Source organism: Methylocystis sp. B8 (assembly GCF_005771425.1).
Classification (GTDB): Bacteria; Pseudomonadota; Alphaproteobacteria; order Rhizobiales; family Beijerinckiaceae; genus Methylocystis.
The window spans coordinates 311,781-325,646 of the sequence record NZ_VBTZ01000001.1; the positions used below are offsets into that span (position 1 = coordinate 311,781).

13 protein-coding genes are annotated in these 13,866 nt (G+C 61.2%); 9 read left to right on the top strand and 4 right to left on the bottom strand.

From position 1 onward, the window contains the following. Positions 1-52: 52 nt before the first annotated feature. Entirely contained in the window at positions 53-1,858 is a 1,806-nt protein-coding gene (lepA, locus tag FEV16_RS01520) for a translation elongation factor 4 (RefSeq protein ID WP_138165842.1), read from the top strand. A 139-nt stretch (positions 1,859-1,997) separates the two neighbouring features. Here lepA and FEV16_RS01525 read toward each other — a convergent pair whose 3' ends face one another. Beyond that, positions 1,998-2,900 (bottom strand): EamA family transporter, encoded by a 903-nt coding sequence (locus FEV16_RS01525; RefSeq protein WP_138165843.1) that lies wholly within the window; start codon positions 2,898-2,900, stop codon positions 1,998-2,000. Between the two features lie 151 nt (positions 2,901-3,051). Beyond that, a complete protein-coding gene (locus tag FEV16_RS01530; protein ID WP_138165844.1) occupies positions 3,052-3,783 on the bottom strand; it encodes a class I SAM-dependent methyltransferase in 732 nt (243 codons plus the stop codon). A 101-nt stretch (positions 3,784-3,884) separates the two neighbouring features. Here FEV16_RS01530 and FEV16_RS01535 point away from each other — a divergent pair, with 101 nt between their 5' ends. Both FEV16_RS01535 and FEV16_RS01540 read left to right on the top strand, forming a co-directional pair. After that, complete coding sequence (locus tag FEV16_RS01535; protein ID WP_138165845.1) at positions 3,885-5,183, top strand: glutamate-5-semialdehyde dehydrogenase; 1,299 nt, start codon at positions 3,885-3,887, stop codon at positions 5,181-5,183. 169 nt (positions 5,184-5,352) lie between these two features. Then, entirely contained in the window at positions 5,353-5,988 is a 636-nt protein-coding gene (locus FEV16_RS01540) for a nicotinate-nucleotide adenylyltransferase (protein WP_138165846.1), read from the top strand. Here FEV16_RS01540 and FEV16_RS01545 read toward each other — a convergent pair. Together FEV16_RS01545 and rimO are read right to left on the bottom strand one after the other, a co-directional pair. After that, positions 5,949-6,269, bottom strand: coding sequence for a hypothetical protein (locus tag FEV16_RS01545; protein WP_138165847.1), 321 nt, complete (start codon positions 6,267-6,269; stop codon positions 5,949-5,951). The two genes, FEV16_RS01540 and FEV16_RS01545, sit on opposite strands and share 40 nt — an antisense overlap. A 46-nt stretch (positions 6,270-6,315) precedes the next feature. Further along, positions 6,316-7,665 (bottom strand): 30S ribosomal protein S12 methylthiotransferase RimO, encoded by a 1,350-nt coding sequence (gene rimO / locus FEV16_RS01550; RefSeq protein ID WP_138165848.1) that lies wholly within the window; start codon positions 7,663-7,665, stop codon positions 6,316-6,318. 354 nt (positions 7,666-8,019) lie between these two features. On the opposite strand from rimO, the gene FEV16_RS01555 reads away from it, so the two are divergent. The 6 genes from FEV16_RS01555 (at position 8,020) to tam (ending at position 13,812) form a co-directional block, all read left to right on the top strand. Continuing rightward, positions 8,020-9,003 (top strand): beta-ketoacyl-ACP synthase III, encoded by a 984-nt coding sequence (locus tag FEV16_RS01555; protein WP_138165849.1) that lies wholly within the window; start codon positions 8,020-8,022, stop codon positions 9,001-9,003. A gap of 129 nt (positions 9,004-9,132) precedes the next feature. After that, positions 9,133-10,170: a sulfate ABC transporter substrate-binding protein gene (locus FEV16_RS01560; protein WP_138165850.1), complete on the top strand. Its 1,038-nt coding sequence runs from the start codon at positions 9,133-9,135 to the stop codon at positions 10,168-10,170. After that, positions 10,167-11,030, top strand: coding sequence for a sulfate ABC transporter permease subunit CysT (gene cysT, locus FEV16_RS01565; RefSeq protein ID WP_138165851.1), 864 nt, complete (start codon positions 10,167-10,169; stop codon positions 11,028-11,030). Before FEV16_RS01560 ends, cysT begins: the two co-directional genes overlap by 4 nt. A gap of 7 nt (positions 11,031-11,037) precedes the next feature. Continuing rightward, entirely contained in the window at positions 11,038-11,910 is an 873-nt protein-coding gene (gene cysW, locus FEV16_RS01570; RefSeq protein WP_246657178.1) for a sulfate ABC transporter permease subunit CysW, read from the top strand. Next, the gene (locus FEV16_RS01575; RefSeq protein ID WP_138165853.1) at positions 11,879-13,003 is read left to right on the top strand and encodes a sulfate/molybdate ABC transporter ATP-binding protein; all 1,125 of its coding nucleotides are present in this window, start codon (positions 11,879-11,881) and stop codon (positions 13,001-13,003) included. The genes cysW and FEV16_RS01575 overlap by 32 nt, the downstream gene beginning before the upstream one ends. After that, the gene (gene tam, locus FEV16_RS01580; RefSeq protein ID WP_138165854.1) at positions 13,000-13,812 is read left to right on the top strand and encodes a trans-aconitate 2-methyltransferase; all 813 of its coding nucleotides are present in this window, start codon (positions 13,000-13,002) and stop codon (positions 13,810-13,812) included. Before FEV16_RS01575 ends, tam begins: the two co-directional genes overlap by 4 nt. The last annotated feature ends 54 nt before the right edge of the window (positions 13,813-13,866 follow it).

The window sequence follows — 13,866 nt, forward strand, 5'->3', positions numbered from 1 at the left end:
GGCGACCTGACTCGCTCTTTCTTTCCCCGGCGGGCGCTGCTATCCCCCGCCCATGACCGCCCACAAGATCGAAAACATCCGCAATTTCTCGATTGTCGCGCACATCGACCACGGCAAATCGACGCTCGCCGACAGGCTTATTCAGGAGACCGGGACGCTCGCCGCGCGCGAGATGGTCGAGCAGGTGCTCGACTCGATGGATATCGAGCGCGAGCGCGGCATCACCATCAAGGCGCAAACTGTGCGCCTCAACTATAAGGCCAAGGACGGCAAGGATTACGTCCTCAATCTGATGGACACGCCGGGCCATGTCGACTTCGCCTATGAAGTGTCCCGCTCGCTCAAGGCGTGTGAAGGCTCGCTCCTCGTCGTCGACGCCTCGCAGGGCGTCGAGGCTCAAACGCTCGCCAATGTCTATCAGGCGATCGATGCTGGCCACGAGATCGTGCCCGTCCTGAACAAGATCGATCTGCCGGCGGCTGAGCCCGAACGCATCAAGGAGCAGATTGAAGAGGTCATCGGGCTCGACGCCTCGGACGCCGTGCTGATCTCCGCCAAGACCGGCCTCGGCATTCCCGATGTGCTCGAGGCGATCGTCACGCGGCTGCCGCCGCCTTCCGGCGACGAGAAGGCGCCTTTGAAGGCGCTCCTCGTCGACAGCTGGTACGACGCCTATCTCGGCGTCGTCGTGCTGGTGCGCATCTTCGATGGGACCCTGAAGAAGGGCCAAAAGATAAAGATGATGGCGACGGACGCCCATTACGAGATCGACAAGATCGGCGTCTTCCGGCCGAAGATGCAGGATGTCGCCTCGCTCGGCCCGGGCGAGGTCGGGTTTATTACGGCGCAGATCAAGCAGGTCGCGGATACGCGCGTCGGCGACACGATCACCGACGACAAGAAGCCGACCGCCGAGCCGCTGCCCGGCTTCAAACCGGCGCAGCCGGTCGTGTTCTGCGGTCTCTTTCCAGTCGACGCCGCGGACTTCGAGGATCTGCGCGCCGCGATCGGCAAGTTGCGCTTAAACGACGCGAGCTTCTCCTACGAAATGGAGACGTCTGCGGCGCTGGGCTTTGGCTTCCGCTGCGGCTTTCTCGGCCTCCTGCATCTCGAAATCATTCAGGAGCGGCTGCAGCGCGAATTCGATCTCGATCTCATCGCGACGGCGCCGTCGGTCATCTACAAGATCACGCTGACGAACGGCGACGAGATCGAGCTGCATAACCCCGCCGATATGCCGGATGTGGTGAAGATCGAGGAGATCAAGGAGCCCTGGATTAGGGCGACGATCCTCACGCCCGACGAATTTCTCGGCTCGGTCTTAAAGCTCTGTCAGGACCGGCGCGGCGTGCAGGTCGATCTTAATTATGTCGGCAAGCGCGCAATGGCCGTCTACGATCTGCCGCTCAACGAGGTGGTGTTCGATTTCTATGATCGGCTGAAGTCAATCTCGAAGGGCTATGCATCGTTCGACTATCAGCTCACCGACTATCGCGCCGGCGATCTCGTGAAGATGAGCATTCTCGTCAACGCCGAGCCGGTCGACGCGCTCTCCATGCTGGTGCATCGCTCGCGCGCCGAGGGACGCGGACGGCAGATGTGCGAGAAATTAAAGGAGCTTATTCCGCCGCATATGTTCCAGGTGCCGATTCAGGCGGCGTTAGGCGGCAAAATCATTGCGCGCGAAACGGTGCGCGCCTTCCGCAAGGACGTCACGGCGAAATGCTACGGCGGCGACGTGACCCGCAAGCGCAAGCTCCTCGAGAAGCAGAAGGAAGGCAAAAAGAAGATGCGCCAGTTCGGCCGCGTCGAGATTCCGCAGGAAGCATTTATCGCGGCGCTGAAAATGGAGGAGTAGGGGGAATTTCCCGAACCTCTCGCGTCATGCCCGCGCTTGTCGCGGGCATCCACGCGATTGGGCCGCCGCCAATCATGCAAAGCGCACGCAACGTCCCGGCGTGGATGGCCGGGACAAGCCCGGCCATGACCGCTTTCGATCACCCCCGCGCCAGCGCGATCATCACCGCGCCGAGCAGCATCACCGCTGCGCCCAATAGCCTGCCGCCAGACTCTTCCTTCAGCACATGGCCGCTCGCGACCACTGTGAAGAGCGCCGACAGGCGCTTGATGGCGATCACGTAAGGCGTGAACAGCACGGTGAGCGCCCACATCTGCAAAGTGTTGCCGAATGCCATCGCCGAACCCGCGCCGACCGCGTAGCGCAGCGCAAACAGACTTGGCGCCGCGCGTCGCCCGGCGAACCAGTAGAGCAGGGCGCATAGCGAGATGACGATCGTCACCGCGGTGACCCAGATGAGCGGCGTCGACGCCCTGACGCCGAGCTTGTCAATATTGGCGGTGATGCTCCAGATCACCGCGACGCCGATCATGAACCGCGCGCCCTTGTCACGCGCGAAGACATGGAAGTTGAAGCGGCGTCCATTTTCTTGGTTTGCATCGAGCAAGCCGACGCCAAGCACGGTGAACAGAACGCCGAAGACGCCCATCGGCGGCGCGTGCTCGCCTGTCATGATCGGCGAGGTGAACAGCATCAGCACCGGCGTGAGCAGCACGAGCGGCGCGACGAGCGACGCGTCTGAGAGCCGAAAGGCGCGGATGTAAAGCAGATAGGCGACGACATTGAGCGCGCCTGACCAGGCAAGAAGAATCCAGAAGTCAGGCTTCGTCAGCGACGCAAGCGTTTCGCGCGGCGCGCCGAGCAGACCCGGATAGAGAACGAAGCAAGCGAGGGTCAGCAGGACCGCGCCGGCGCACCATTGCGCAGCGAGAATGGCGCGATCGTCCGCCGTCCGCGTCGCGGCCTTGGTGCCGAGATCGGTGACCGACTGGCAAATGGCGGCGACGAGAGAGGCGAAAAGAGCGAGAAGCGCGAGGTCCATGGCGCGCTATAGCGCATGATCGGCAAAAGTGAGAGCCGCTTTGGCGTAAGATATCGAGCTTGCGCGCGGCTAACCCTCTCCCATTGGGAGAGGGTTGCACGCCTCTTATTGGAGGGAATGAAGCATGATCGTTTCGATCTGATATGGCGGATCAAGCGCTAGGCTTCACCGCTATGACCAGCGTGTCGACGCCTTCGCGAAATTCGACCGTGACCGGCGCGAAACCAGCTGCGCGCAACTGCTCGATCGACGGCTCGAAATACATGATATGCAGGGGAGATTCATCGCTGAGTAGATGCACGACCCAGCCCTCGAGCAGATCGACTCGCTTTCTCTCGGTCAAAATCTTGAACCATCGCCGCACTGTAGCTTGGGTGTCGGCAAGATGCGCGGCGGAATCGTCCATTGCGTAGCGGTCGCCGTTGACGAAAATACCGTCAGGCCTCAAAGCGCGAAAAATCTCAGCGATTGCGGCCTTACGGTAGTCGTCAGCAAAATTATGGATCGCATAATTTGAAATGACGACATCTATGCCCGCATCGGGCAGAGCGCGTAGCGCGGCGAGCGCATCGGCTTCGATGAACTTGACGCGGCCGGCTGATACATAATCAGCGAGATTGACGCGCGCCTGATCGAGCATCTCGCCGGCGCTGTCGACCGCGGTGAGCTTGAGGTCATGGCGCGCCGAAAGCGCCGCCAGCGTGCTGATCCCGGTTCCACAGCCAATCTCGAAGCCTTCGATCGGCCCGGTGTCGGAACGCCAATCAGCCATCCGCGTCCCGATCATTTTTGCGAGCGCGGCGGCGTTTGGACACAATAGCCGCAGCACCTCATATTCCGCGCCGATCGGTCCGGTGAAGGGATTATCTTGAAGGGCGGACATGGCGGCTGTTTTTTCATATTGTTCAAGGGCTCGCAAGACCGTGGCTTTCCTTGCAGGCGACGTCGTGATAGCGAGGCGCAAGCTTTTGAGGCAATGCAGCTATGACGCAGGCATTACGTAACGAGGCGCCGACAGCGGACACGACGCTAAGCGACTCGCTTGCCGTGCTCGGGCGGGCCGCGCGCGCAGCGGCGCGAGCCGTGGCGCTCGCCTCGACCAACGCCAAGAACAAGGCGCTGCGTGAAGCAGCCTGCGAAATTCGCCGCCAAAGCGGCGCGATACTCGCAGCCAATGCGCTCGACGTCGCCGACGCCAGGGCGCGTGGAACGGCGCCTTCTTTCCTTGATCGGCTGACACTCGATCCGAGCCGCGTGGAGGCGATTGCCCGCGGTCTGGAAGAGATCGCCGGTCTGCCGGACCCTGTCGGCCGCGTTCTGGCGAGCTTCGAGCGTCCGAACGGCTTGAAGATCGAGCGCGTCTCGACGCCGCTCGGCGTCATCGGCGTCATCTATGAGAGCCGTCCGAACGTCACTGCCGACGCCGGCGCGCTATGTCTTAAGGCCGGCAACGCCGCCATTCTGCGCGGCGGTTCTGAGAGCCTGCGTTCGTCAGCGGCCATCCACGCCTGTCTCGTCGCGGGGTTGAAGTCTGCAGGGCTTCCCGAGGCGGCGATCTCGCTCGTCGCGACGGCGGATCGCACCGCGGTTGGCGCGATGCTCGCGGGGCTTGACGGCAATATCGACGTGATCGTGCCGCGCGGCGGCAAGAATCTCGTGGCGCGCGTGCAGCATGAGGCGCGCGTGCCGGTCTTCGCGCATCTCGAAGGGATCGTGCATGTCTTCGTGCATAAAGACGCCGATCTCGACATGGCGAAGCGCGTGCTGCTCAACGCCAAGATGCGGCGTACCGGCATTTGCGGCGCGGCGGAAACGCTGCTCGTCGACAAAGCTTGCGCCGCGACGCATCTTGCGCCGCTCGTCGCCATGCTGATCGAGGCGGGCTGCGAAGTGCGCGGCGACGCCGCGACGCAAGCCGCAGATGCGCGGGTCAGGCCGGCGACGGAAGAAGACTGGCGCGCCGAATATCTCGACGCGATCATCGCCGCGCGGGTCGTCGACGGACTAGAGGGCGCGATCGATCACATCGAAACTTACGGCTCCCATCACACCGATTGCATCATCACCCGCGATGAAAATGCGGCGCGGCGCTTCATGAACGAGGTCGACTCGGCGATCGTGCTGCACAACGCCTCGACGCAATTCGCCGACGGCGGCGAATTCGGTTTCGGCGCCGAAATCGGCATCGCGACGGGCCGTATGCATGCGCGCGGACCGGTCGGCGTCGAGCAGCTGACTTCTTTCAAATATCGCGTCTACGGCGACGGCCAGGTGCGGGGGTGAGCGGTATTTTCTTGCGTGGAGTCGGCCGAGGATGTCATCCCCGGCAGGCCGGCGGCCTGACCGGGAATCCAGAATCGATCCACGGCTTCTGGCCTTGCTGTGGATTCCCGGCCGCTTCGCTATCGCAAAGCGTCGGGAATGACGTCCTGGCTGTTCAGCCGGAGATGGCATGACGCAGCCCATCCCCCTTCTCCCGCCCCATGCGCCGGGCGTGCGTATCGGCCTCTTTGGCGGTTCTTTCGATCCGCCGCATGAAGGCCATGCGCTCGTCTCGCATCTTGCGTTGACTCGGCTAAAACTCGATCGACTGTGGTGGATCTTTTCCCCTGGCAATCCTCTAAAAGACGCGAGCGAACTGCCGTCAATTGACGCGCGGATAGCGTCGGCGAAAGAGATCGTCCGCAATCCGCGGGTCGCCTTCACCGGATTCGAGGCTGAAATCGCCGCGCGCTACACCTGCGACACGATCGACTATCTTCACGCGCATTGTCCGGGCGCGCGCTTTGTCTGGATCATGGGCGCCGACAATCTCTTGCAATTCCATCTCTGGCGACGATGGAAGGAGATTGCGCGGACGACGCCGATCGCTGTCATTGATCGGCCGGGCGCGACGCTCAAAGCGGCGAACGCCAAGGCGGCGGTTTATTTCAAGAGCGCGCGGCTTCCCGAAAAGGAAGCGGCGCTTCTTGCCGTCACGCCGCCGCCAGCCTTCATTTATCTGCACGGGCCGCGGATCGAGCGCTCCTCGACGCAGTTGCGCGAAAGCTACTTGCGCTCGAACAACGGCAGTATCCAGCGCTTATAGGCCCAGAAGCTCGCCGGGATGCCGACGAAGATGGCGACCCACATCAGCGCCGAATTGTCCGTGCTGCGCTCATAAAAGCCGCCGCCTTCTGTAACCGACTGCGTATAGGGATTGCGCACGAAGAACGTGAGCGCGAAGGAGCCGACGACGATGAGCGCGGTCGCGATATAAAGGCTGCGCGGAATGACGAACTGCGGCACATGCGGCTGCGTCGGCGCATCTTCAGTTTTGGGCGGCGGGCTTTCTTGCGGCGTGCCCTTCTCTTCCGGTTCTTCGGTCATGGCGCTTCTCTCCAGATATTATCCTTGAGCCCAATATAGGGCTGCTCTAGGCTGCCGCGCCATAGACGTCGTAGGCCTCCGAGCGTTCGATTTTCGCCGTGACGATGTCGCCCGCACGCAAGGGGCGCCGCGATGCGACAAAGGCCGCGCCGTCGATCTGCGGGGCGTCCGCCTTGGTGCGGCCCTTGGCGAGCGCCCCCGTTGGTCCGCCGCCCGGCTCGTCGATGATGACCGAAAGGCGCTTGCCCACTTTGCGTTTCATCAGCCGTGCGCTGATCGCCTGCTGCTTCTCCATGAAGCGTCGCCAGCGCGTCTCCTTCACTTCGTCCGGAACGGCAGGCAGGCCAAGCGCTTCGGCTGGGGCGCCGGCGACGGGCTCGTATCTGAAGGCGCCGGCGCGATCGATCTCGGCTTCATCCAGCCAATCCAGCAGATACTCGAAATCCGCGTCAGTCTCGCCGGGAAAGCCGACGATGAACGTCGATCGCAACGCGAGGTCAGGGCACGCCTCGCGCCAGGCGCGAATGCGCTCCAGCGTCTTCTCTTCATTCGCCGGGCGCTTCATCGCTTTCAGCACATTCGGCGCAGCGTGCTGAAAAGGAATGTCGAGATAGGGAAGAATTTTCCCTTCCGCCATCAAAGGCACGACCTCGTCAACATGGGGATAGGGATAGACATAGTGCAGGCGAATCCAGAGCCCGAGTTCGCCGAGCTCCCGCGCAAGATCAAGAAAGCGCGCACGCACGCCGCGTTCGCCGAACATGCTCTCGGCGTAGCGAATGTCCCGCCCATAGGCGCTCGTGTCCTGCGAAATGACGAGCAACTCTTTGACGCCGGCGCGCGCCAGCTTTTCCGCTTCGCGCAATACGTCGGCGGCTGGCCGCGAGACGAGCGGTCCGCGCAGATGCGGAATGATGCAAAAAGAGCAGCTGTTGTCGCAGCCTTCCGAGATTTTAAGATAAGCGTAATGGCGCGGCGTGAGCTTCACGCCCTGTTCGGGGAGAAGGTCGACAAGCGGGTCATGCGCCGGAACGGCCGCGCGATGTACCGCCTCAACGACGCTTTCATATTGCTGTGGGCCGGTGATGGCCAGCACTTGCGGGAAGCGCTCCAAGACTGCTTCGGGCTCGGCGCCCATGCAGCCGGTGACGATTACCTTGCCGTTTTCGTTGAGCGCGGCGCCGATTGCTTCAAGCGACTCCGCCTTGGCGCTATCGAGAAAACCGCAAGTGTTGACAATGACGACGTCCGCCCCGGCGTGGCTGCGCGACAGCTCGTAGCCTTCAGCGCGCAGACGCGTGACGATCCGTTCGCTGTCGACAAGCGCCTTAGGACAACCGAGAGAGACAAAGGAGATGCGCGGGGCCGCGTTCGCCGGCCTTTGTTGATCCTGCATGGCGCCCATTGCCATGCTCGGGCCGTCTTTGCAATCGCAGGCTCGGCGTTACGCGGTCAGAGCGCCGAGAAGAGCGAAAAGCGCGACGGCTGCAAAGACGATGGCGTGGATCATGAACGCAACTCCGATGGCCCCTGCAATGGTCTAGTGGTGCGCGCTTTAAGAAAGGGTTCACGGTGTCCTTTCTGAGACGCGCCGGCGTCGGCCAAAAAAAGCCAATAAGTCGGCCACGATGCCGGGTGTTTGCGGTGGGCCAAAAAAAGAAAATTTGCGCTTGGCCTGAGCCGCTCTTAATGAATAGCGCCTCGCTGGCGGCAATTGGCCCCAGCTCCTCGAAGAAGGAAGCGCCTCGTCTTGACGAATTCCGTAGTTCTCGGAACAGGGTCTTATGCGCCGCAGCGTGTCCTCTCCAACGCCGACCTTGAGAAAATCGTCAAGACGAACGACGAGTGGATCGTTAGCCGCACCGGCATCAAGGAGCGCCGAGTAGCTGCGGATGATCAGGCGACATCCGATTTAGCTGCGGCCGCCGCGCGCGAGGCGCTGGAATTCGCTGGCGTGAAGCCGAACGACGTGGACATGCTCGTCGTTTGCACGGTGACTGGCGACACGCCGACGCCGTCCTGTGCGTCATTTGTCCAGGCGCAGCTTGGCGCGAAGAACGCTTTCGCCTTTGACGTGGGCGCCGCCTGCGCCGGTTCGCTCTATGGCTTGTCCATCGCTGATCAATTCATCAGAAGCGGCAAAGTGAAGCGGGCTCTTGTCATCGGCGCCGAGACGTTAAGTCGCTTCGTCGACTGGACCAATCGCGAAACTTGCGTGCTGTTCGGCGACGCCGCGGGGGCGATTTTGCTTGGCGCCAGCGAAGAGGAAGGACGCGGCGTGCTTGCCGCGAGTCTGCGCACGGACGGCTCCATGACGGGCATACTCGGCATCTATGGCGGCGGCAGCCGCCGTCCGCCTTCAGCCGAAATGCTGGAAGAAAAGGCCGGCAAAATCAAAATGCGCGGGCGCGAAGTCTATAAGGTCGCCACCCGGCTGTTGCCTGAAGTAGTTGGCGAGACTCTAAAAGCCGCTGGTTTGACCGCAGCCGACATCAATCACGTTATTGCTCATCAGGCTAATAAGCGGATCATCGAATCCGCGATGCAAAGTCTCGGCGTTCCTTTCGAGAAATGCTGGATCAACATCGACCGCTATGGAAATACATCGAGCGCCTCCATGCCCATCACGCTCGATGAGGCGAATCGCGCCGGGAAGCTGAAAAAGGGCGACGTCATCGCGATGATGGCGATCGGCGCGGGGATGACTTGGGGCGGCGCAGTGCTGCGCTGGTAACTTCTCCTCTCGCTCTTCCAGAGGCCAAAAAATCTGCTGAACAGCCGGCGTCCGACGGGAGCGCTCCAATCCGTTTGCCAAAACAGTATACTCATGCTACCGATTTTATAGACTAATGGAGAAGCCAACATGAGTGAGAATTTGCAGAAGCGTCTTGGCCTGGGGATTTTGGGGGGCTTGGTTGCGCTAATGATGCTGGCTAGCGCGCATTCTCAGGCGGGCCAGACATTCCTGAATGTCTCCTACGACCCTACGCGCGAACTCTATAAGGCGATCAACCCGGCCTTTGTGGCCGACTGGAAGGCCAAGACCGGCGAAACGGTCGAAATCCAGGCGTCGCATGGCGGATCAGGCGCACAGGCGCGCGCTGTGATCGAGGGGTTGAACGCTGATGTCGTGACGCTGGCGCTCGCCGCGGATATTGACGCGATCGCCAGCAAGAGCGGCAAGATCCCTGTCGATTGGCAGAAGCGCCGGCCCAACAACTCCTCGCCTTACACGTCGACGATCGTGTTTCTTGTCCGCAAGGGCAATCCGAGAGCCATGAAGGATTGGGATGATCTAAGCAGACCCGGCGTCGCCGTGATTACCCCCAATCCAAAAACCTCCGGCGGCGCGCGCTGGAATTATCTGGCGGCATGGGGATATGGGCTGAAAAAGTTCGGCGGCGACGAAGCGAAGACCAAAGACTTCGTGAGAGCTATTTACAAGAACGCGCCGGTCATGGACACGGGCGCGCGAGGCTCGACGATAACCTTCGCCCAGCGCGGCATCGGCGATGTCCTGCTCGCTTGGGAAAATGAAGCCTTTCTTGCGCTCAAGGAATTCGGCGCTGACAAATTCGAGATCGTTACGCCGCCGCAATCTATTCTGGCGGAGCCGCCGGTCGCCGTCGTCGACGCCAACGCCGACGCGAAGGGCAACAGGCAACTTGCGGAAGCTTATCTCGACTTCCTCTATTCGCCGCCGGCGCAGGCGATCATCGCGCGCAATTTCTATCGCCCCGTTCATCCGGAGTATGCGTCGAAGGACGATATAAAGAAATTCGCCAAAATTGATTTCATCACCGTAGACAAAACATTTGGCGGCTGGACGGCCGCGCAAAAGAAGCATTTCGCCGACGGCGGCATTTTTGACGAAATCCAGAAACAAGAGCTGACAAGGTGACCTCCCCGATTCTTGTCGGCAAAAACGCTCGGCGCCTCACCGCGCCGAGCGTCATTCCAGGCTTCGGCCTGACTTTCGGCTATACGCTGATCTATCTCGGCCTGATCGTCCTGTTCCCGCTCGCGACGCTCATCTGGTGGTCCTCGGGATTAGGACTTTCCGGCTTATACGCAATAGCCTCTGAGCCGCGCGTCGCTGCAGCGTTGCGTGTGACTTTCTTCATTTCCTTCGCAGCGGCGGTGGTCGATCTGTTCTTTGGCCTCATCGTCGCCTGGGTGCTCACGCGATATGATTTTGCCGGCCGTCGACTGCTCGACGCATTCGTCGATCTGCCCTTCGCGCTGCCGACCGCCGTCGCCGGCATTTCCCTCGCAGCGCTTTATTCTCCCAGCGGCTGGTTCGGCGCGCCGCTTGCCGGCTACGACATCAAGATTGCCTTTACCCGCTTGGGCATTTTGGTCGCGCTCATCTTCATCGGCCTGCCGTTCGTCGTGCGCACAGTACAGCCGATTATTTCAGAGCTTGAAGTTGAGCTGGAGGAGGCCTCCGCCACTCTTGGCGCCGGTCGGCTACAAACCGTCCTGCGCGTGATGCTGCCGCCTTTGGCGCCGGCATTGTTAACCGGTTTGGCGCTCGCCTTCGCCAGATCAATTGGCGAGTATGGCTCGGTGATTTTCATCGCCGGCAATATCGCTTACGTGTCTGAGATCGCGCCTCTGCTCATCGTTGTGAAGCTTGAACAATATGACGTCGCTGGCGCGACCGGCATCGCGACGATCATGCTGGCGATCTCTTTCGCAGCGCTGCTCCTCATTAATCTGGTCCACGCTTGGAGCCGCAGGAAGTTCGGTCGTGTCTGAGATTGCCATAACCTCCGCTTACGAGCGTCGCGCCAAATATCGGCCCGTCACAGAAGACTCGCCGCTTGCGCGCTATGCGCTCATTGCGACGGCGGTGTTGTTTCTTGCTGTCTTCCTCCTGGCGCCGCTTGCCATCGTCTTCGTCGAAGCCTTCAGCAAAGGGATTGAACCCTTTCTTGCCGCGTTCGACGATCCAGATGCGCTCGCCGCCATTCGTCTTACGCTTCTGGTCGCGGCGCTCGCCGTGCCAGCCAATCTCGTGTTTGGGCTCGCCGCGTCGTGGTCGGTCGCCAAATTTTCCTTTCCGGGCAAGAGCGTTCTCGTCACGCTGATTGATCTGCCCTTCTCCGTATCGCCGGTCGTCGTCGGTCTCGTCTATGTGCTCGTGTTCGGCGGCCAAGGCCTCTTCGGCCCATGGCTCGCCGCTCATGGCGTGCAGATCATTTTTGCGGTTCCAGGCATCGTCCTGGCGACAATCTTCGTCACCTTTCCTTTCGTCGCGCGCGAACTCATTCCTTTGATGCAGGAGCAGGGCAAGGTCGAGGAGGAAGCGGCGCTCACGCTCGGCGCTTCGGGCTTCAAGACTTTTCTCACCGTGACGCTGCCCAACATTAAATGGGGCCTGCTCTATGGAGTGCTGCTGTGTAACGCCCGCGCCATGGGCGAATTCGGCGCAGTCTCCGTCATTTCCGGCCACATTCGCGGCCTGACCAACACAATTCCGCTTCAGGTGGAGATTCTCTACAATGAGTACAACAATGTCGCCGCTTTCGCTCTCGCGGTTCTTCTTGCAGGCTTGGCGCTCGTCACGCTCGGGCTCAAGACCTTCCTTGAGTGGCGCCACGCCGATGCGCTTTCCGGAAGCGTTCGCCGACACTAAGACGATTAAGCGCGGCGCTTCGATTCGCATCGAGGGAGTCGAGCAGGATTTCGGCGCCTTTCCGGCGCTGCGCGATGTCAGCCTCGACATTCAATCCGGCGAACTCGTTGCGCTGCTCGGGCCCTCGGGATCTGGCAAGACGACGCTGCTGCGCGTGATCGCAGGCCTTAATTCTCCAGATCGCGGTCGAGTCCTGTTCGACGGCGAGAATGCGACCGGCCTGCCTGTGCAGGATCGCCATGTCGGCATGGTCTTTCAGAACTATGCGCTGTTCAAACATATGACCGTCGCCGACAATATCGCCTACGGTCTGAAGGTTCGTCCCAGGCGCACGCGACCGTCACGCTCAGCGATCAGAACTCGGGTCGCCGAGCTTTTGCAATTCGTTCAACTCGACGGACTTGGCGCCCGCTATCCAGCGCAACTCTCCGGCGGCCAGCGCCAGCGCGTCGCGCTCGCTCGCGCGCTCGCGATCGAGCCGCGCGTGCTGTTGTTAGACGAGCCATTCGGGGCGCTTGACGCGCGCGTGCGCAAGGATTTGCGCCGCTGGCTGCGTGACATTCATAAGCAAACGGGATTGACCACTGTCTTCGTCACGCATGATCAAGACGAGGCGATGGAGCTTGCTGACCGCGTCGTCGTGCTCAACGAAGGCCGCATCGAACAGATCGGCACCCCTGAAGAGCTCTATGATCGTCCAGCTTCGCCTTTCGTCATTTCTTTCGTCGGCGAAGCAGTCGCTTTGCCAGTCGCTATCGCAGACGGCCAAGTGAGGTTCGGCGGCCGCGAATTGCACATCGACACGCACGGCTTGCGCAGCGGACCGGCGAGAGTCTTCTTCCGCCCAGCGGACATCGCCGTCGCGGCTGAAGGAAATGGCGATCTCGAAGGTCGCGTTGAAAGTCTGCGGCGAACGCCCGCTGGCGTTCGCGCCACGATCGCCATCGACGGCTACGATCAAACGCTCGAAATCGACTCGCCGCTCGAACGTTCAGCTTCGCTCGGCGGCCGCGTCCCGCTTTCGCTGGCGAAAGCCCGCATCTTTCCGGCGGACGAAAATGGCGGATATGTCAACGCCGGAGACGGCATTTGAGCTGGACGCTGGCTAAAAGGATCGAGGCAAGCAGCGCAACAAACGACTGGAACTCGGCTCTCTATCTGAAATTTGAAGCGGAGCGTACGCGCGCCGCCCGCGATCTGCTTGCGCGCACGCCTTATTGCGACACGCGACGAGTGTTCGATCTCGGATGCGGTCCCGGAAACAGCACGCAGCTCCTCGCCATGAGTTTCCCCGGGGCTGAAATCATCGGGATCGATAAGTCCGATAATATGCTTGCCGTCGCCCGCGCGTGCGCGCCGACCGCGACCTTCATTAAAGAGGACATCGCACATTGGCGCCCCTCCGAACCAGCCGATCTGATCTTCGCCAATGCGGCGCTGCATTTCTTGCCTGATCATCGTGAGTTGATGACGAGGTTGTTGAGTTATCTGCGGCCTGGCGGACGTCTCGCGGTTCAAATGCCGAACAATACGCATGAGCTTTCCCACGCGGCCATGCGTATGGTGGCGGCGGATGGACCTTGGGCGCCGCGTCTGCTGCCCGTCGCCAAGTCGATCATGGTGCTCGGTCCGCTCGAGGAATACTACAATTTGCTCGCGCCGCTCTGCACCACGATTGATATTTGGCAGACGGTCTATGTTCACCCCCTCGACGGCCCTGACGGGGTTGTTGAATGGTTCGAAGGATCGGGACTTCGTCCGTTTCTAGATCTGCTGGACGAAAACGTGCGAGTCGAATTTCTTGAGCGCTACCGAGAGCGGCTCACGCAGGCCTATCCGCGACAGCCGGACGGCAAAGTCCTTTTGCGATACCCGCGCCTCTTCTTCGCTTTGCAGAAATAGAAGGCGGATGGCGTCTGGCGCCGCCGCCTGAGCGCTCAATCCTGACAAACTGTG